This is a genomic window from Kribbella swartbergensis, assembly GCF_054784135.1.
Genome location: NZ_BAAGPM010000018.1, coordinates 575193 through 591862 on the forward strand (window position 1 = coordinate 575193; position 16670 = coordinate 591862).

Sequence of the window (16670 nt, forward strand, 5' to 3'; positions counted from 1 at the left end):
AGGGGAGCGGAGCATGACTACGCGCGCAGACCGACGTCCGCTGCGTCGGCAGGCCGCCCTCGGAGGTAAGCACCTGGTCCTGCTCGGGCTTTCCGTCCTGATGCTGTTCCCGCTCGTCCTGATCCTGTCCACGGCGCTGAAGACGGACGAGGACGTGCGATCGAACCCGTTCGGGCTCTTCTCGTCGGTGTCCTCGGAGAACCTGGTGACGGCGTGGACGGTAGGAGACTTCGGCGACTACGTGCTGAACAGCTTCCTGTTGTCCGTGCCCAGCACTCTGATCGTCGTGGTGCTGGCGACGCTGGGAGGCTACGCCTTCGCCCGGCTGCCGTTCCCCGGGCGGACCCTGGCCTTCTACCTGGTTGTCCTCGGACTGCTCGTCCCGTTCTTCACCTACATGATCCCGCTGTACTTCCAGTTGCGCGGTATGGGGCTGCTGAACACGCTGCTGGGAGCCAATCTCGTGCTGGCCAGTACGGGACTGTCGTTCGGCACGTTCTTCATCCGGGCCTTCTTCACCGACCTGCCCACCGAGATCGAGGAGGCGGCGCGGATCGACGGCGCCTCGGAATGGCAGATCTTCGTCAGGGTGATGCTGCCACTGGTCACCTCCGGCGCCGGCGCACTGGCCGTCTTCACCTTCCTGCAGAACTGGAACAACTTCCTGGTACCGCTGCTCTATCTGCCCGGCGGCCGCTACCGGCCGCTGACGACCGGTCTCTACCTTTTCCTGGGTGGGCGTTCCGTCGACATCGGTCCGCTGGCGGCGGGAGCCTTGATCACGATCCTGCCGGTGATGGTGCTGTTCGTCGTCATGCAACGTCAGGTGACGCAGGGATTTCTGTCCGGCGCTGTCAAAGGCTGATCCTTTCCGGCCTCTGAGATTCAAGGAGCACTGTGCACGACGTACTCGACCTGCGCGATCTGATTCCCGACGAGGCGGAGCAACTGCTCCACAGCGGCTATCCGGCGGGGGAGTTGCAAACGGAGGCTCGGGAGGCCGCGGCGGGCAACGATCTGGCGCGACTCGAGGAGACCGAGCGGCGGCTCGGCGATCTGGAACGCAACCCGGACTGGCCTTTCGACGAGCCGGACGATGCGGCGACCTTGCTCGACCTCGCGGCCGCAGCGCCCGAGCTCCCTGTCGACCGAGCGCGTCTGGACGACCGGATTCGCGGGGCCTGGCTGGGACGGACGGTCGGCAACACGCTCGGCAAGCCGGTGGAGGGCCTGACCAGGACCGAGCTCGAGATCTACCTGCGGGCGGCGGATCAGTGGCCGCAACGCGGTTATCTTCCACTGCTCGACCCGCTGCCCGACGGTGTGTCGGCGCTGCACCCGTCGGCCCGGACCGCCTCGGCCGGACGGTTCGTCGACGTTCCGCGCGACGACGACATCGACTGGACGATCATGGGGCTCCATCTGCTCGAGACGTACGGGCGTGAGCTGACGACGGAGCAGATCGCCGCCGAGTGGCTGGACCGGGTGCCGTTCACTCAGACCTACACGGCCGAGCGAGCGGCGTACCGCAATCTGGTTCACGGCCTGCGGCCGCCCGTCACGGCCACCTACCGGAACCCGTACCGCGAGTGGATCGGCGCATTGATCAGGGGAGACGCGTTCGGACTGGTCAGCCCGGGGCGTCCCGGCGAGGCTGCCCGGCTGGCGCTCACCGACGCCAGGCTCACCCACAGTGCCAACGGTGTGTACGGCGAACTGTGGGCCGCGGGTCTGGTGTCCGCTGCGCTGGCCACCGGTTCCGTCCGCGACGCGATGCGGGCCGCGAAGTCGCTCGTGCCGGCCCGGTCACGGCTCGTCGCCGCGTTGGAGGCCGTCGAGCACCTGTACGACGCGGGCGCCGGTCACACCGAGGCGCTCGACTGGGTCGACCGCGAGCTGGGTCACCTGCCGTGGGTGCACACGGTCAACAACGTGGCCCTGATCGCGACCGGGCTGTTGTGGGGCGAGGGTTTCATGGACGCCGTCGGCATCACGATTTCGGGCGGGCGGGACACCGATTCGAACGCGGCCACGGTCGGCAGCGTGTACGGCGCGGCGCACGGCGCGGGCGGCGTACCGGAAGACCTCGTCGGAACGACGCACGTCAAGGTGCGCAGTGCGGTGCGCGACTTCGACCGGATCACGATCGACGAACTCGTCCAGCGGACGCTCAGCCTGGTACCGCCGGCCGATGAGGGGAACCGCTGAGATGGAGCGTGTGTTCTCTCGCACCGCGACGCTGATCGGTCATCGCGGTCTCGGGATGGGGACGGTGCTCGGGCGGGCGGAGAACACGCTGGCATCATTCCTGACCGCCGTGGAGCAGGGCATCGACTGGATCGAGGTCGACGTACGGCGCACCGCCGACGACGAACTGTTCGTCGCGCACGACGCCGCCCTGCCGAGCGGGGACATCCTGGCCCAGATATCAGGCGCTCGGGCGTCCCGCCAGGGTGTACTGCGGGTGCAGGAACTGCTGGACGCGCTGCCGGTCGAGTGTGGGGTCGCCTTCGACATCAAGTCCTCCTTGGAGGACGCCGGCCGTTCGCCGGACCGGACCACCGCAGCCCTTCTCGGCCGTGCGGCCCGGGACTTCGACGCCGGCCGGCCGGCGATCGCGCTGTCGTTCGATCCCGCCGCGCTGGGGCATGTCCGAGCACAGTCGCCCCACCTGCCGCTGGGATTGCTGACCTGGTTGCACTTCCCGATCGGCCACGCGGTCGCCGCGGCCGCACACCTGGACGTCCAGGTCCTGGCCGTCCACGCCGGCTCCCTCTGGCCGAACCCGTCCACGGCACAGATCGACCTGCCCTCGGTGCAACGCACCCTCGATCTGGTACATCGGTCGCACCGGCAACTACTCGTCTGGTGCCCGACCCCCGACCAAGCGACGTACCTGATCGACACAGGCGTCGACGCCCTCGTCGTCGACGACGTACCGACCCACCTGGCCCGCACATGCGACCCGGCCCGAGCTTGATGCCGGCTTGACCCCGGACCCAGGTACGGGGCGCACGCTGACGGCGTAGAAGGGTCGGGTGAGTTTCATGGGTGTATCAGTGGGTTGCGGTCCGGTCGTTGGTGCGGGTGTGCGCGGGCGGCGGGGCATCGGACCGGTTGGGACCGGCGCCCGGGTGGTGGTGGGTGGGTATCTGCTGTGGGAGGTGTGGGGGCCGCCGGTGCGGGATTATGTCGACGGGTCGTTGTTGCTCGGGGTCGTCGGGTTTCCGGTGATGCTGCTGGTGTGGCAATGGTTGCGGGCGCGGTGGTGGCCGGAGCCGCTGCGGTTGACCGGCCCGGTGGCGAGTGTCGTGAATCTGGCGGTGGTGGCCGCGCTGTATGCGACGCCGTGGTACCTGCCGTCGTTGTCGGTGACCAGCGACGCGGCGATGATCTTCTACGGGGCGTCGATGCTGCTGGCCGCGGCGCGCGGGTACGCCGGCTGCGAGGTGCTGGCCGTGTCGAACTGGGTGCTGCGCCGCGACGACCAGATCGGTTGCCTGGTGTTCGCGCCGGTCGACGCCCTGGAACGTCGGTATGCCCGGCGGAGGACCGGGTCGCGGGTGTGACCTTGACTCTGTAGTCAGGTCCGGGGTTGACGATAGGGTCATGAGGACCAGTGAGCTGGCCGACCGGGCCGGGGTGAACGCCGAAACCCTGCGTTACTACGAGCGTCGTGGGCTCCTGACCGAGCCGCCCCGTACGCCGGGCGGTTACCGCGACTACCCACCGACCGCCGTGGAGTTGCTGCGCTTCATCAAGCGCGCTCAGGAACTTGGATTCACCCTCGACGAGATCGAAGAACTGATTCACCTCGACACCGGGGGACCGGACAGCTGTGACGCCGCCCGCGCGCTGGCCGAACACCGCCGCGCCGACCTCGAGGCCCGGATCCGCGACCTGCAACGGATGCACGACTCCCTTGCCGAGTTGGTCGGGACCTGCGACCTGCCTCGCGCAGACCGGCGCTGCGCCTTGCTCGACGCGATCGGTCAGGGCGCCGGCGATCACCCAGCAGAGGTAAGCCGATGAAGCTCGAGGTCCTGCACGTTCCCGACTGCCCGAACCTGGGCCCGATGCTCGACCGGCTCGGGCAGGTCACCGACCTGCCGGTCAGCACGCGCGTCATCGACAGCGACGCGGACGCCGCCAGGTTCGGCATGGCCGGATCGCCGACGCTGCTGATCGACGGCCGCGACCCCTTCTCCGCAATGGAAGGCGGCTGGTCGGTGTCGTGCCGCCTGTACCGCGACGAGGCCGGCCGGATCGTCTCCGCGCCCTCGGTCGAGCAGTTGCGCGCCGCGATCGCCGGCCGGGGGGAGCCGGCCACGCCCGCAGGAGTGCTGAGCGCCTGGCGGGCTCGCGCCTTGCCGCTGGATCCGGTCGAGAAGGCCGTGCACCAGGCCATCCTCAGGGCTTTCGCAACCACGGGCCGCCCACCCTCCGCCGGTGAACTCGACACCGTCATCGTGGCCGGTGGCGCCGGTCCCAGCGTCGCCGCCACCTTGGACGCACTGCACGCGGCAGACGCGATCCGCTTGGCTCCGGATGGCCAAATCGCGGTTGCCTACCCGTTCTCCGCCGTACCGACGCGGCATCGGGTGCACATCGGCGACCAGGCCACCGGCGTCGACGTCTACGCGATGTGCGCCATCGACGCGCTCGGCATCGGACCGATGCTCGGCGAGGACACCCTGATCGAGTCCGTCGACACGACCACCAACCAGGCCATCACCGTCACCACCACCGGCGGTCATAGCCGGTGGGAGCCCGACACGGCGGTGGTGTTCGTGGGAGCCGACGGCCGTGGTGGACCGTCGGCCGACTGCTGCTGCGACTACCTCAACTTCTTCACCGACCTCCGAACCGCGAACGCGTGGACCACGACGCACCCGGACATCCCCGGCCACGTCCTCGACCAAGCCGCCGCCGAAGCCCTCGCCACCCGCCTCTTCGGACACCTGCTGGTCGACCAGCAGGTCTAGGTGGCGGGTGATGCGATGGTGGTGACTGCGCCGGCGATGATGCGGTTGATGGTGTCGGGCGCGGTCTCGGGATCCGGGCGGCCGGCGTCGAGCCAGGCGATGACTGCTTCGACGACGATCGTCGGAATGAGATCCGCGGCCCACTGCAGCCGTGCCTCGTCGGGGATCACTTCCTTCAGGTAGGGCTCGGCGGTGGCCTTCATGGCGGCGCGCAGTTCGTCGGCGTGCCGCCGGAACTCAGGTTCCTGGCCCGATTGGCGGAAGAACAACCGGAAGCCGTCGGGGTTGGCCTGCGCCGCGGCGACCAGGCCCTCGAGGCTGGTCGGGCTCATGTGCTCGGGGTGACCCGTGGCGGCTCTGAGCTGCTCGCTCACGTCGGCGAGGACCGCCTCGTACAGGTCGGTCTTGGACTCGAAGTGGCGATAGATCAGGACCCGGCTGACGCCTGCCTCGGCGGCGACGTCGTCGAGGCTGGTAGCCGCGAAGCCGGCGCGGCCGAAGGCGCGCGCGGCCGCCTCGATCAGGGCGCGGCGCCGTTCGGGTCGCTTGAGCAGCTTGCCTCCGCCTTCGGTGGTCACCGGTCACGTCCTCCAAAGTGTTTACAGCGGTGTTGACACTTTCCTGTTAACACTTCATCGTAGTGGCATGAGCAGGCACTTGTCGCCGCGCCACCCGGCCGGCGATCTCATCAGCGGTACGGCGATCGAGGTGCGCGGGCTGTCGAAGTCGTTCGGTTCGTTCCGGGCGGTCGACGACCTGACGTTCAGCGTGACCCCGGGCACGATCACCGGGTTCCTGGGCCCGAACGGGGCGGGCAAGACCACCACTCTGCGGATGCTGCTCGGCCTGGTCCGTCCCGACCGGGGCGTCGCCACGATCGGCGGTCACGTCTTCCGCGACATCCCTGCCCCGGCGACCGTGGTCGGGGCCGCCCTGGACGCCTCCGGGTTCCATCCCGCCCGATCCGGTCTCGCGCATCTGCGGATCTACTGCACCGTGAACGGCTTCCAGCCGGGACGGGCCGACGAGGTTCTCGAACTGGTCGGGCTGACCACCGCCGGCCGGCGCCGCATCGGCGGCTACTCACTCGGCATGCGGCAGCGGCTCGCGCTGGCCGTCGCGATGCTGGGCGATCCGCACGTCCTGGTGCTGGACGAGCCGGCCAACGGGCTCGACCCGGAGGGCATCGTGTGGATGCGGAGGCTGCTGCGCGGTCTGGCCGCGGAAGGCCGGACGGTGCTGGTGTCCAGCCATGTCCTGACCGAGATGCAGCAACTGGTGGATCGCGTCGTCATCATCGACGGCGGCCGCTTGCGCTACGAGGGTCCGGTCGGCGAGCTGGCGGGCCGGCAGGGCGCCCTGGTTGAGGTGCGCACGCGTCACGCAGACCGGTTGCGTGCGGCTCTGGATCGCCACGACGGCGTCACCGTTGACGAGGACGGCGCCGGCCGGCTCATGGTCAGCGGTACCGATGCGGCCACCGTTGGGCGGGCGGCGTTCGTCGCCGGGGTGGAACTGGAATGGCTGTCGCAACGCGACGGTGACCTCGAACGGCTGTTCTTCGATCTCACCTCGGACGCCTCGACTCCGCGCCCGAACATCTCGGAGGTGGGTGTCCGATGACCGGGCTGGTCCGCGGCGAGTTCGCCAAACTCCGGTCCACCCGGCTCTGGCTCTGGTTGCTCCTGGCAACGATGGCCCTGACCGCACTGTTCGCGAGCCTGAACATCGCCTTCAACGACGATCCTGCGACCCTCGCACCCCCGTTGGCGACCGCTGCCGGCCAGCGGCTGCTGTTCGGCACCGCCGCCGGCGGCGCGCAGACGCTCGTCGCGGTGCTGGCAGCCATCGGCATGACGAGCGAGTACCGGCATCGTACGGCGACGACCACTTTTCTGACGACGCCGTACCGGGCCAAGGTTGTCGCGGCCAAGCTGATCACCTACGCCGTGGTCGGCGTCTTCTACGCTCTCGCCTGCATCGCGGTCGTCACCGCCATTGCCTGGCCCTGGCTGACCGCCCGTGGCATCGACCCCACGCTCACCGGCAACGGCATTCCTGCGACTCTGGCCGGAGTCATCGCCGCGGTCACCGCGTTCGCGCTGCTCGGCGTCGGGCTCGGCGCGCTCCTGCGCGACCAAGTCGCTGCCGTGGTGGGCCTGCTGGTCTACCTGTTCGTCGCGGAACCGATCGTCACGCGCATCCCCGCGCTGCAGGACTGGACGATCTACCTGCCTGGTCCATCGTCCAGTGCGTTGACCCAGATCACCCTGACCGACCAGACCTTCCTCGAGCCCTGGCAGGGAGGCGTCATGCTCGCCGCCTACTCGACGCTCGTCGCGACAGGTGCTCTGTGGCGTACCAGTCACCTCGACCTGACCTGATCTCCGGCGGGACCCCGTCTGCCGTGAAGGACCGGTCAATCAGCAGATTCCGTGCTGCCTCCGGCGGTGCGAGTCTGCAGAGCACGCCGCCGTACATCCGGAGCTCTTCTCTCGGTACGTCGGCAGCAGCCGGGGCACGACGCGGAGAACTGGGTGGTGACGATGGGACTCGAGGAAATGCTGCCGAATGGGGTTCTGCTCACGACGGTGGAGTGGGCGGCTGCCCAGGCGCGGCGCGCGTCGGTCTGGCCCGCCGCGATGGGCCTGGCGTGCTGCGCGATGGAGCTGATGGCAGCAGGTGCCCCGCGCAACGACTTCGCGCGGTTCGGGATGGAGGTCTACCGGCCCAGCCCGCGCCAGGCCGACCTGCTCTGCGTCGCGGGCAGACTCAGCCAGAAGATGGCGCCGGTACTGCGCCAGTGCTACGACCAGATGGCGAACCCGAAGTGGGTCATCGCGATGGGTGCGTGCGCGAGCTCGGGCGGGATGTTCAACAACTACGCCATCGTGCAGGGCGTCGACCACATCATCCCGGTCGACATCTACCTGCCAGGCTGTCCGCCCCGACCCCAGGCCCTGCTGGACGCCTTCATCATGCTCCACCACAAGATCAGGGACGAGAAGCTGGGCGACAACCGCGACCAGATCATCCGAGAGGTCGAAGCCGCGGCCCTGCAGGCCACACCCACCCACGAAATGCCCCGCTGAGAAAGTCTGGTAGTTGAAGGCCAGGCCACCGCGGAAGCAGAACCCGATCAACCCGATCCGGCCGGCGGCCGCGTCCAGCTTCCTCAGTGCGTCCGCTGCCGCGCGGCCATCGCCGACCGCGCGCTGAACCTAGGCGTCTGGGCCGCGCACCGAATCCGTCGTCTGACCGGTCGAATCCGTCAGCTCGCCGGCGTGGCAGTGCGGGGGTCGTCGATGCCGCACGGACACGATTGTTTCGACGACGGCGTCGTACGCCCTGCCGAGCAAGCGCATGGCCTCGGCCGCGGTCGACGGGTCTGTCTTCGCCGACGAGTTCATCAGTGCCTCGGTCAGTGCCAGCGCCGCGCGTTCGCGGTGGTCGTAGAGATCCACGCCACGCCAGGCGGCGAGCAGGTATCGCCGGGGCTGATCGGTGCCCAGTGTTGGAGACCGGCGCGTGGAGGCGTCCAGGCAGCGGACGCAGCCGCTGAGCTGAAGCGCCCGCAGGCGAACGAGGTCGAGGAGGTCCGGACGCGTTGGCCCGCGGTCGCTACACCACCGTCTGGCAGAGAAGCTCACGAAGCCTCGCAGAAGTTGCTGTCCCAGGGGGTCAGGCGTGGGCTGCGGATGCCGCCGGCGACTCGGCGTCGCGGTGGCGGGTGCGGTTGCGGGCGGCGCCGAGGAGGCACAGGAGAAGGCCTCCGATGATCCAGGCACTCAGCGCGGTGAAGGCTCCGGACGATCCGGCGCCGTCGAAGAACGCCACCGACCGAAGCGCGGTCCCGGCGGCTCCTGGTGGTAGCGCCTGACCGAAGTCTCCCCATCCGCTCGGCAGCATCTCGGGAGCACTTGTCAGGCCGGACAGCGGATTGCCGAGCAGCAGCATGACGGCGGCGCCAAGCCCGAGACCGGGAAGACCGAACAACCAGTCGAGTCCCAGCAAGGTCAACGTGACGGAGGAGACGGCCAAGGTGATGACCGCCGAGTTCGCCCAATAGCTGCCACTCAACGCTCCGAGCCAGTACTGGTTGAATGCGGCCAGGATCAGGCCACTCGCGATGCCGAAGACCAGAGCGCCGACGACGCGCTGCGTTCCGGAACGAACTAGCCGCGCGAATCCGGCCCCGCCGGCGATCCCGCCGAGCACGAGCGGCAACGCTCCGGCCGCCAGTCCGGCTCCCCGCGGATCGTCGGCAGGTGCGGGCACCACGTCGACGATCTTCGGCGGCGGACCGCCATCGGGGGAGATGCGCGTGCCGAGGTGGGTCAGGGTGTCGGCGATCGCGGCGCTCGCCGCGGAGGCGGTCAGGATCTCGACACCGCTCGGCCCCGGGACGATCGCGCCGTACACGGTCCGGTCCTCGATCGCCTCGACGGCGGTCGCCCGGTCCGGCATCGCCATGGCGTCGAAGGCGCCGGGTACCTGCGTCTCGAGCCTCTCGATGAGTTGCGAGGTCACCGGCGACGGCCCGGCCACGGCGATCGGGACGTCCCGCGGTTCCGATCGGACCGCCGGCCACGCGAAGGCGATGAGCAGGATGCCGAGCACCACGACGAGCAAGGTCGCGACGCCCGCGGCCGGAGGCTGGTGCGGAGCGCCGGTCGCAGGCCGCTGGTCTTCGGATCTCATGGTTCCTCCAAGAAACGGACAACCGTTCGTTGTTGATGGCAGACGCCTCCAGCGCGCCGGAAGAACAGGGCGCCCGCCCGCGACCCCTCATGAACCCTGCGCGGACGGACGCCGGCCCGAACCGGAGTGAGCACCTCCCCAGCCGGACGATCGCAGCTTATGCAGCCGAAGCCGGCGCTCAGATCCGTCAGGTGACCAGTTCATGCACCCGTCTGCGAACAGCGTCAGGCGTCGGCCTCGTCGACCACCAGGACGATCTTCCCGGTCGTCGTACCGCCGGCGATCAGCTCGTGCGCCTGGGCCGCGGCGGCCAGTGGGAAGGTGTGGCCGACCTCTACCCGCAGGGTGCCCACTGCCACCATCCCTGCCAGTGCTTCCAAGCCGCGGCCGTCCGGTTCGACCAGGAATGCGCAGGCCTGGACACCCAGTTCGGAGGCGCGCCGCTGCATGCCCGGTGTCCAGGCCGCCTGCGAGTTGACCATGATCCCTCCCGGCCGCAGGCACTCGAGCGACCTGAGGGCGGGTGCGCCTCCCACCAACTGGATCACGACGTCGACGTCGCGGACGACTCCCGGCAGGTCGGTGGTCGTGTAGTCCACAACCTGGTCCGCTCCGAGGGCCCGCAGGAAGTCGTGTTTGGCGGCTCTTGCGGACGCGATGACCTCGGCCCCGAGTGCTTTGGCGGCCTGTACGGCGAGATGACCGACGCCACCCGCGGCCGCCGTCACGAGAACCCGATGACCGGGTTGGAGGCGGGCCGTCTCGACGAGCATCTGCCAGGCGGTCAGCCCGGCGAGCGGCAGACCGGCCGCTTCGACGAAACTCAGCTCGGCCGGCATCCGGGCGAACTGACGCGACGGGGCGGCGACGTACTCGGCATAGGCACCGGCGGCCCGCGGGAAGCACGGCATACCGAAGACCCGGTCGCCGGGCCGGAACCGGGTCACGCCGTAGCCGACGTCCTCGACCGTGCCCGCGACGTCCCAGCCGTTGACGAACGGCAACTCCAGGACGCGGTTGTAGGCGACGCCGAGCCGCGTGAAGTGGTCCACCGGGTTGACACCCGCTGCCTTGACCTTGACCAGGAGTTCGGTCGGAGCGGCTTGGGGCGGGTCGATGTGGACCAGTTGCATCGTCTCCGGAGGCCCCCACTCCTGCTGCCGGACCGCCCTCACCGCCGGCACCTCCGCACTGTGCGCACCATGGTCGCAAGGTAGGCCGGGAGGGACCTGGCCGGATCTGCCGAACGACCGGACCGGCACGCGAACGAGCCTGGTCGAATGACGGATGCCACCGGCAACCGGGGTACCTAGGCTCGGAAGCCCCGACGTCATGGAAGGGAGACCGGTGGCTGACTTGCCGAGCGCGCAGCTTCGCGACCTCGATCCCGCCTTCGAGCGGATCGCCCTCGGAACCGGGGAATTCACCTACGGTCTGCCAGGACTCAGCGTGCGGGAGAAGCTGTTGCTGTGCCTGGCGAACGACGTCTGCCGAGGTCACCTCGGGCTCGCCTTCCGCATGCATGTGACCGCGGCGCGCCAGTACGACGTCACGGTGGAGACCCTGTACGCCGTCGTCCGCTTCATCGCGCCGTACGCCGGTTACCCCGCTGCCGCGGACGCGCTGGAGCGACTCGCCGAGGTGCTCGGGCAGGGACCCAACCAGGTCCGGCCGGCGGCCTTGTCCAGCGACGCCGAGCCGAACTATGTGACGGAGACGGCCGACGAGTGGTTTGAGCGGTACCTCCGATCGCGCACCGCCGATGCCTGGGCAGAGACACTGCTGAGCAGGCGTGAACGGGCGTTTCTGGCCATCGCAGCCGATGTCGCGAACCAGACGTTGGGCCAGTCACTGAGGTCTCACGTGTTCTCCGCCCTCGATGCCGGCGTCGGCCCAGAGGCGGTCCGTGACATGGTCCGATTCCTGAGCGAGTTCGCCGCCTTCAAGGCCGAGGCCGCACTACGACGGTTGGACGAGATCCTCGCCGACGCCGGAAGCGGTCCGTGATGAGTACGACGGGTTCACCGGGCTGCCGGATGGCTCATGCGTTGGTCACGGACGCCTCGACGGACATCGGCCGGGCGACGGCGATCCGGTTGGCCGCTCGCGGCTCTCATGTGTTCGGCGCAGTACGGGACGACGACGCTGCCCAGGCACTCCGGTCGATCGGACTGCCCCGATTGACGCCGCTACTCGTCGATCTTGGCGCGGTCGAGAACGTCATCCGGGCAGTGGAACGGATCTCCTCGCATGCCAGGGCACTGGATGCGCTCGTCCACACCACCCAGCCGCGCGGCAGGATTCCGCTCGAGGTTGTGGAACTCGCGGACCTTCGCCGGCAGTTCGAGCTGGCTGTCGTTGCCCAACTCGCTGTCACGCAGGCGATGTTGCCGCTGCTCCGTGCCGCGAACGGCCGGGTGATCACGGTCGGGTCGATGGCCGGCCGACTCCCGGTGCCGTATCGCGGCGTGCACTCGATCGCCGCGCATTCGCAGCACGCGTTGAGCGACGTACTGCGCCAGGAGTTGCGGGGGAGTGGCGTCGACGTCGTACTGATCGAGCCGGTCATCGAGCGGACCGACCGCTGTAGTTCACCGTGGGTGGTGGCAGACACCGTCGTCCCCGCATTCGAGAGTCGGCGGCCTCGCGCCAGCTACGTCTGTGGCCGGCACGGCCGCGCGTTGGCGACGCTGGCAGCCCTTCCACCCCGGCTCCGGGACCGTCTCGCGCTCGGTGTGCTCGGACTGGGACCGATGTCTGGGATGCGCCCGGTGAGGAGCCGTCAACGAGCCGCGGTACCGATTCCAGCTGCGGACGGGGCGTAACGTTCACCTATGTTGTACGGCAGGCAGGCCGAGCAGCGGGCGATCGAGAGCCTCATCGCCGCGACGCGAGCAGGCCATGGCGGATCTCTGCAGTTTCGTGGTGAGCCGGGGGTCGGCAAGTCGGCTCTGCTCGACTTCGCGGCGGAACAGGCACGCGGAATGTTGGTGCTGCGCGGCAACGGTGTTCAGAGTGAGGCGGAGCTGCCTTTCGCCGCCCTCCACCAGTTGCTTCGGCCGTTGCTCACCCGCGCCGACTGCCTCCCCAGTCCGCAGGCGACAGCGATCCGTGGCGCGTTCGGCCTGATGCCTCTGCGGTCGCCCGAACGCCTCCAGGTTGCGCTCGGAGCGCTCACCTTGCTGTCCGAAGCATCGGACGAGCAGCCGGTGCTGTGCCTGGTCGACGACTGTCAATGGCTCGACCGGCCGTCGGTCGAGGTGCTCTCGCTGGTGGCCAACCGGTTGCGCGACGAGTCGATCATGTTGCTGGTGGCAACGCGTGCGGACGAGCCGTCGCCCCTCCCGGGAGTGGCCGAGTGGCCCCTGCAGGGCCTGGATGCCGAGTCCGCGAGTCAGCTCTTGTCAGAGCGGCACCCTGCGCTCTCTCGTGACGTCACCGGACAGGTGATCCGCGAGACCGGGGGCAACCCCTTGGCGCTGTGCGAACTGCCCGCAGAGCTGTCCGAACAACAGCGAGCGGGAATCGATCCGCTGGTCGGCCCACTTCCACTGCCCGAGTACATCCAGCGTCACTACGCGAAGCAGCTGGCGTTGGTCCCGGAGTCCACGCGCCGGCTGTTGCTGGCGGTCGCGGCGGACGATGTCGGCGACCTGGCTGTGGCGCTCCGCGCCGTACGGACGCTGGGAATCGGCATCGAAGCGCTGGGCGACGCCGAGGCAGCCGGCCTCGTACGGACGGAGGAGACGTTGGCCGGGTCGAGGGTGGTCTTCCGGCATCCGCTCCTGCGCGCAGCGGCGTACCGGACGGCATCGGTGAGCGAGCGTGTCGCAACTCATCGGGCCCTCGCCAAGGCTCTCGATCCCGAACTCGAACCTGACCGGCGAGCTTGGCAGTTGGCTGCCGCCGCTACCGGCCTCGACGAAGTGGCCGCGGAGGAACTGGAGCGTAGCGGCCTTCGCGCCCTCCAGCGTGGCGCACCTTCATCCGCCGCCACGGCGTTGGAGAGGTCTGCGCGTCTGACCTCCTCGGTCGACGTCAGGGCCCGTCGCCTGGTCGCGGCGGCGAGTGCCGCGAACAGGGCGGGGCAGCAGGCGAGGGCCGAGGCGCTCGCCGGCGAAGCCGACAAGCTGACCGACGATGTCGTCGTCGAGGCGCGAATTCGCCAGCTTCGGGCAGCCATGGCGTTCGACAACGGAGCACCGGGGACCGTTCATCGGCTGTTGATGACGGACTGGCGCGACGTCATGGCGGCTGACCCCGATCTGGCGGCGGGCATGCTGGTCGACGCGGCGAAGAACGCCTGGTTCGCCAATGATCTGGAGCGAGCGGCGGAGGCGTCGCAGGCACTCTCGGCCGTTGTCCTTCCTCCGCACAGCGGCCGCCGCTCGCTGGTGCGGAGGGTGCTGCAACTCACGGAGCGACTGGAGATGCTGTCCGGAGGTAGTGCGCACCGCAGTCACGACAACGACACCGTTGACGAACGTGGCCTGGTCGGCGGTGAGCCGCAGGACCCGTCGGAACTCGTGCTTCAAGCGGTGGCGTCGATCGCGTCGGCCGACGACGTGGTCGGCATCGGCGCGGCCGAAACGGCCGTGCAGACCTGCCGGAACGAGGGCCGGCTGGATCTGCTCGTGCTCGCGCTACAGGTGTTGGCGACTCTGGAGGTGCTGGTCGGACGGCACCAGTTCGCCAGGGCGAATGCGGTGGAAGGGCTGGAGTTGGCCACGACTCTTGGACTCAGCAACCGCAGCTGTCATTTCCAAGCTCTGCTGGCGTGGCTGGACGCGGTGGCCGGTCGGACGGAGTCATGTCGCCAACTCGCATCTCTGGCACTGGGACACGCAGAGGCCAGAGGGATCGCACCGGTCATCGCGTTCGGACGATGGGCCCTCAGTCTTCTGGACCTGGGACTCGGACGACCGGCGGACACCTTGGATCAGTCACGCTCGAGTCTGACCGGATCGGGTGAGCATCCGCTGGTCCTTGTCATGCGTACGCCGGACCTGGTCGAGGCCGCCGTACGGCTCGGGCGAACCGAGGAGGTGACGGAGAGCCTGGACCAGTTGAGCGCATGGGCGGCGAGCAGCAGACACCCGAGGGCGAGGGCGGTCGAGGCCCGATGCCGTGCGCTTGTGGCGACTGACGATGCCGAGGCCGACAAGCTCTACAACGAAGCGCTCGCCCTGCACGGTGACGCGGACAAGACCGGGCAGTCCCGGCCCTTCGATCGGGCCCGAACTCAGTTGCTCTACGGGGAGTGGCTCCGCAGACAACGTCGCCGGGTCGAAGCGCGGATCCCCCTGCGGGCCGCGCTCAACACCTTCGAACAACTTCAGGCCACTCCCTGGATGCGGCGCGCCGAGAGCGAACTCCGGGCGGCGGGTAGCGCCGGCCGGAGCAGCACGCCGCTGCCGGTGGCGGAACTGACCCCGCAGGAGCTGCAAGTCGTTCGCCTGGCCCGGGAAGGCGCAAGCAACCGAGAGATCGGTGCGCAACTCTTCCTGAGCCCGAGGACGGTGGGATATCACCTCCAGAACACCTTCCGAAAGCTCGGCATCCGGTCTCGCGTCGAACTCGCCCAGGTGAGAATCGACGAGGACCATCAATGACCGGTCAGCGCAGATGCTCGAAGTGAACGGGCTGGGCGACCGCGCCCTCGGCCCGGTGGATCAGCACCGGTCCTTCCTGGATGTCCGTCTGCTCGACCCCGAACTCGGCATCCAGAGCGACCCGAACCTCCACAGCCGCGGCGGCCGCCAGCTCGGCCGCAGCCTGATCGGCGAAGTAGGTGATTGTCAGCGCTGTGTCCTCGCCGGTACGGACGGCTGTGTACATCAACGCTCCCGCGTCCCGCGGAATGATGTCCGCCATGTCGGACTCAACCCTGCCCATCATCGCGTCGAACACGGTCACATCAGTCCTGTAATGACGAATCACGGCATACATGTCTTCTCCCATCCGATGACACGGAACTAGAGTTCGAGGTTTCGCTCCTGTTCAGCGGCCGGCGGGCCACTCGCACAACGGTGGCGGCCACGAGCAGAAGCGCGAATACGCCGGCCACAGCAACGCCCAGAGACCGAGAACCGAGAAGACCACCGCGCCCAGCAGGACCGTCCAGACGACGATCGTCTGCGCCCGCTCCGGAACGACGTCGATCCTCTGCATCATGCGATCGACGATAGAAAGGGGACCACGGCAACGGAATCCGTCATCTGACCGGCGCCGCCCGGCAGCAGATCGCCGTGGAGCTCCTCGCCCGGACAGCCCCGAGAGCCGAGCACTGCTCGCTCTGCAGGCTCGTCAGGATGGCGTCATCTGGGTGGTTTGCTGGGCGGCCCAGCGGGCGGCTGCGTCGGCGACGGGGATCGTCGGGTCGACCAGCCACGCGGCCTCGATGCCGTAGCAGAAGGCGATGATCTCCATTGCCTTGAGCCGCGGGTCGATGTCGTCTCGTATCTCGCCGCGTGCCTGTGCGGAGCGAAGGGTCGCCGTCACCCGGTCGATCGTCGTCCGGTAGCCCTCGACCAGGCGCGGATGGAGGTCGGTGTCGGGGCTGACGTTCTCCCCGAGCACGACGGTGTTCATGCCGAGCATGCTGTACACCTTGTCGTCGTGCTGACTCGGCCAACTGGCCATGTGCCTGGCGATGATGTCCACGATCTCGAGGCCGGGGTCAGGGCCGTCACCCCACAGCCATTCCTCGGTGAATGCCAGGTGGCGATCCATGACGGCGTTGAGCAGTGCCTCCTTGCTGCGGAAGTGGTACAGCAGGCCGGTCTGTGACACACCTGCCTCGGCGGCGATGTCGGCGAGGCTCGTGCCGCGGGCCCCGTGGCGGGCGATGAATCGTACGGCGACGTCGACGATGCGCTCCCGCGTTTCGAGGCCCTTGGCCGAGGTCTTGGGCTTCTGAGCAGCAGGCACAGTCTGTCTCCTCGTCATGGTCGGGGCGGTCGCCGCCAAGCATAGACAACCGAC

19 protein-coding genes are annotated in these 16670 nt (G+C 68.8%); 12 read left to right on the top strand and 7 right to left on the bottom strand.

Translation table 11 applies throughout. The features are described 5' to 3' along the window. The first annotated feature begins 13 nt into the window (after positions 1–13). From ACYVOK_RS18140 to ACYVOK_RS18165, 6 genes are all read left to right on the top strand, one after another. A complete protein-coding gene (locus tag ACYVOK_RS18140) occupies positions 14–865 on the top strand; it encodes a carbohydrate ABC transporter permease (RefSeq protein ID WP_460663621.1) in 852 nt (283 codons plus the stop codon). 32 nt (positions 866–897) lie between these two features. After that, complete coding sequence (locus ACYVOK_RS18145; protein ID WP_460663622.1) at positions 898–2208, top strand: ADP-ribosylglycohydrolase family protein; 1311 nt, start codon at positions 898–900, stop codon at positions 2206–2208. Next, positions 2192–2980: a glycerophosphodiester phosphodiesterase gene (locus ACYVOK_RS18150; protein ID WP_460663623.1), complete on the top strand. Its 789-nt coding sequence runs from the start codon at positions 2192–2194 to the stop codon at positions 2978–2980. The genes ACYVOK_RS18145 and ACYVOK_RS18150 overlap by 17 nt, the downstream gene beginning before the upstream one ends. Before the next feature lie 109 nt (positions 2981–3089). Next, complete coding sequence (locus ACYVOK_RS18155; RefSeq protein ID WP_460663624.1) at positions 3090–3569, top strand: hypothetical protein; 480 nt, start codon at positions 3090–3092, stop codon at positions 3567–3569. 40 nt (positions 3570–3609) lie between these two features. Further along, a complete protein-coding gene (locus ACYVOK_RS18160; protein ID WP_460663625.1) occupies positions 3610–4032 on the top strand; it encodes a MerR family transcriptional regulator in 423 nt (140 codons plus the stop codon). Then, positions 4029–4985 (top strand): alkylmercury lyase family protein, encoded by a 957-nt coding sequence (locus ACYVOK_RS18165; RefSeq protein WP_460663626.1) that lies wholly within the window; start codon positions 4029–4031, stop codon positions 4983–4985. Before ACYVOK_RS18160 ends, ACYVOK_RS18165 begins: the two co-directional genes overlap by 4 nt. On the opposite strand, the gene ACYVOK_RS18170 is transcribed toward ACYVOK_RS18165, so the two are convergent. After that, complete coding sequence (locus tag ACYVOK_RS18170; protein WP_460663627.1) at positions 4982–5563, bottom strand: TetR/AcrR family transcriptional regulator; 582 nt, start codon at positions 5561–5563, stop codon at positions 4982–4984. The two genes, ACYVOK_RS18165 and ACYVOK_RS18170, sit on opposite strands and share 4 nt — an antisense overlap. A gap of 67 nt (positions 5564–5630) precedes the next feature. On the opposite strand from ACYVOK_RS18170, the gene ACYVOK_RS18175 reads away from it, so the two are divergent. The 3 genes from ACYVOK_RS18175 to ACYVOK_RS18185 all read left to right on the top strand — a co-directional run bounded on the left by ACYVOK_RS18175 (position 5631) and on the right by ACYVOK_RS18185 (position 8077). Continuing rightward, a complete protein-coding gene (locus tag ACYVOK_RS18175) occupies positions 5631–6608 on the top strand; it encodes an ABC transporter ATP-binding protein (protein WP_460663628.1) in 978 nt (325 codons plus the stop codon). Next, positions 6605–7369: a hypothetical protein gene (locus ACYVOK_RS18180; RefSeq protein ID WP_460663629.1), complete on the top strand. Its 765-nt coding sequence runs from the start codon at positions 6605–6607 to the stop codon at positions 7367–7369. The genes ACYVOK_RS18175 and ACYVOK_RS18180 overlap by 4 nt, the downstream gene beginning before the upstream one ends. Before the next feature lie 162 nt (positions 7370–7531). After that, the gene (locus tag ACYVOK_RS18185; protein ID WP_460663630.1) at positions 7532–8077 is read left to right on the top strand and encodes a NuoB/complex I 20 kDa subunit family protein; all 546 of its coding nucleotides are present in this window, start codon (positions 7532–7534) and stop codon (positions 8075–8077) included. Between the two features lie 129 nt (positions 8078–8206). Here ACYVOK_RS18185 and ACYVOK_RS18190 read toward each other — a convergent pair whose 3' ends face one another. The 3 genes from ACYVOK_RS18190 to ACYVOK_RS18200 all read right to left on the bottom strand — a co-directional run bounded on the left by ACYVOK_RS18190 (position 8207) and on the right by ACYVOK_RS18200 (position 10870). Beyond that, the gene (locus ACYVOK_RS18190) at positions 8207–8773 is read right to left on the bottom strand and encodes a carboxymuconolactone decarboxylase family protein (RefSeq protein WP_460663631.1); all 567 of its coding nucleotides are present in this window, start codon (positions 8771–8773) and stop codon (positions 8207–8209) included. Continuing rightward, positions 8667–9686 (bottom strand): hypothetical protein, encoded by a 1020-nt coding sequence (locus tag ACYVOK_RS18195; protein WP_460663632.1) that lies wholly within the window; start codon positions 9684–9686, stop codon positions 8667–8669. Before ACYVOK_RS18195 ends, ACYVOK_RS18190 begins: the two co-directional genes overlap by 107 nt. A 224-nt stretch (positions 9687–9910) precedes the next feature. Then, positions 9911–10870 (bottom strand): NADP-dependent oxidoreductase, encoded by a 960-nt coding sequence (locus ACYVOK_RS18200; RefSeq protein ID WP_460663633.1) that lies wholly within the window; start codon positions 10868–10870, stop codon positions 9911–9913. Positions 10871–11033: 163 nt separating this feature from the next. On the opposite strand from ACYVOK_RS18200, the gene ACYVOK_RS18205 reads away from it, so the two are divergent. Genes ACYVOK_RS18205 through ACYVOK_RS18215 form a run of 3 tightly spaced genes read left to right on the top strand, consistent with a single transcriptional unit; the run spans position 11034 to position 15298 of the window. Next, positions 11034–11693 (top strand): carboxymuconolactone decarboxylase family protein, encoded by a 660-nt coding sequence (locus ACYVOK_RS18205; protein WP_460663634.1) that lies wholly within the window; start codon positions 11034–11036, stop codon positions 11691–11693. Then, positions 11693–12511 (top strand): SDR family NAD(P)-dependent oxidoreductase, encoded by an 819-nt coding sequence (locus ACYVOK_RS18210; RefSeq protein WP_460663635.1) that lies wholly within the window; start codon positions 11693–11695, stop codon positions 12509–12511. Before ACYVOK_RS18205 ends, ACYVOK_RS18210 begins: the two co-directional genes overlap by 1 nt. Positions 12512–12520: 9 nt before the next feature. Next, on the top strand, positions 12521–15298 hold the full coding sequence (locus tag ACYVOK_RS18215) for a helix-turn-helix transcriptional regulator (RefSeq protein WP_460663636.1): 2778 nt from the start codon (positions 12521–12523) through the stop codon (positions 15296–15298). 4 nt (positions 15299–15302) lie between these two features. Here ACYVOK_RS18215 and ACYVOK_RS18220 read toward each other — a convergent pair whose 3' ends face one another. The 3 genes from ACYVOK_RS18220 to ACYVOK_RS18230 all read right to left on the bottom strand — a co-directional run bounded on the left by ACYVOK_RS18220 (position 15303) and on the right by ACYVOK_RS18230 (position 16616). Then, on the bottom strand, positions 15303–15602 hold the full coding sequence (locus ACYVOK_RS18220) for a hypothetical protein (RefSeq protein ID WP_460663637.1): 300 nt from the start codon (positions 15600–15602) through the stop codon (positions 15303–15305). A gap of 84 nt (positions 15603–15686) precedes the next feature. Next, positions 15687–15860 carry a hypothetical protein gene (locus ACYVOK_RS18225; protein WP_460663638.1) on the bottom strand — a complete coding sequence of 58 codons (174 nt, stop codon included), beginning with the start codon at positions 15858–15860 and terminating at the stop codon, positions 15687–15689. Between the two features lie 132 nt (positions 15861–15992). Then, entirely contained in the window at positions 15993–16616 is a 624-nt protein-coding gene (locus tag ACYVOK_RS18230) for a TetR/AcrR family transcriptional regulator (protein ID WP_460663639.1), read from the bottom strand. Positions 16617–16670: the final 54 nt, after the last annotated feature.

What these genes read in the sequence shown, in the direction of transcription:
- ACYVOK_RS18140 (WP_460663621.1), top strand. Translation starts at nt 14, where the DNA reads ATGACTACGCGCGCAGACCGACGTCCGCTGCGTCGGCAGGCCGCCCTC.
- ACYVOK_RS18150 (WP_460663623.1), top strand. Translation starts at nt 2,192, where the DNA reads ATGAGGGGAACCGCTGAGATGGAGCGTGTGTTCTCTCGCACCGCGACG.
- ACYVOK_RS18160 (WP_460663625.1), top strand. Translation starts at nt 3,610, where the DNA reads ATGAGGACCAGTGAGCTGGCCGACCGGGCCGGGGTGAACGCCGAAACC.
- ACYVOK_RS18165 (WP_460663626.1), top strand. Translation starts at nt 4,029, where the DNA reads ATGAAGCTCGAGGTCCTGCACGTTCCCGACTGCCCGAACCTGGGCCCG.
- ACYVOK_RS18175 (WP_460663628.1), top strand. Translation starts at nt 5,631, where the DNA reads ATGAGCAGGCACTTGTCGCCGCGCCACCCGGCCGGCGATCTCATCAGC.
- ACYVOK_RS18180 (WP_460663629.1), top strand. Translation starts at nt 6,605, where the DNA reads ATGACCGGGCTGGTCCGCGGCGAGTTCGCCAAACTCCGGTCCACCCGG.
- ACYVOK_RS18185 (WP_460663630.1), top strand. Translation starts at nt 7,532, where the DNA reads ATGGGACTCGAGGAAATGCTGCCGAATGGGGTTCTGCTCACGACGGTG.
- ACYVOK_RS18195 (WP_460663632.1), bottom strand. Translation starts at nt 9,686, where the DNA reads ATGAGATCCGAAGACCAGCGGCCTGCGACCGGCGCTCCGCACCAGCCT.
- ACYVOK_RS18210 (WP_460663635.1), top strand. Translation starts at nt 11,693, where the DNA reads ATGAGTACGACGGGTTCACCGGGCTGCCGGATGGCTCATGCGTTGGTC.
- ACYVOK_RS18215 (WP_460663636.1), top strand. Translation starts at nt 12,521, where the DNA reads ATGTTGTACGGCAGGCAGGCCGAGCAGCGGGCGATCGAGAGCCTCATC.
- ACYVOK_RS18225 (WP_460663638.1), bottom strand. Translation starts at nt 15,860, where the DNA reads ATGATGCAGAGGATCGACGTCGTTCCGGAGCGGGCGCAGACGATCGTC.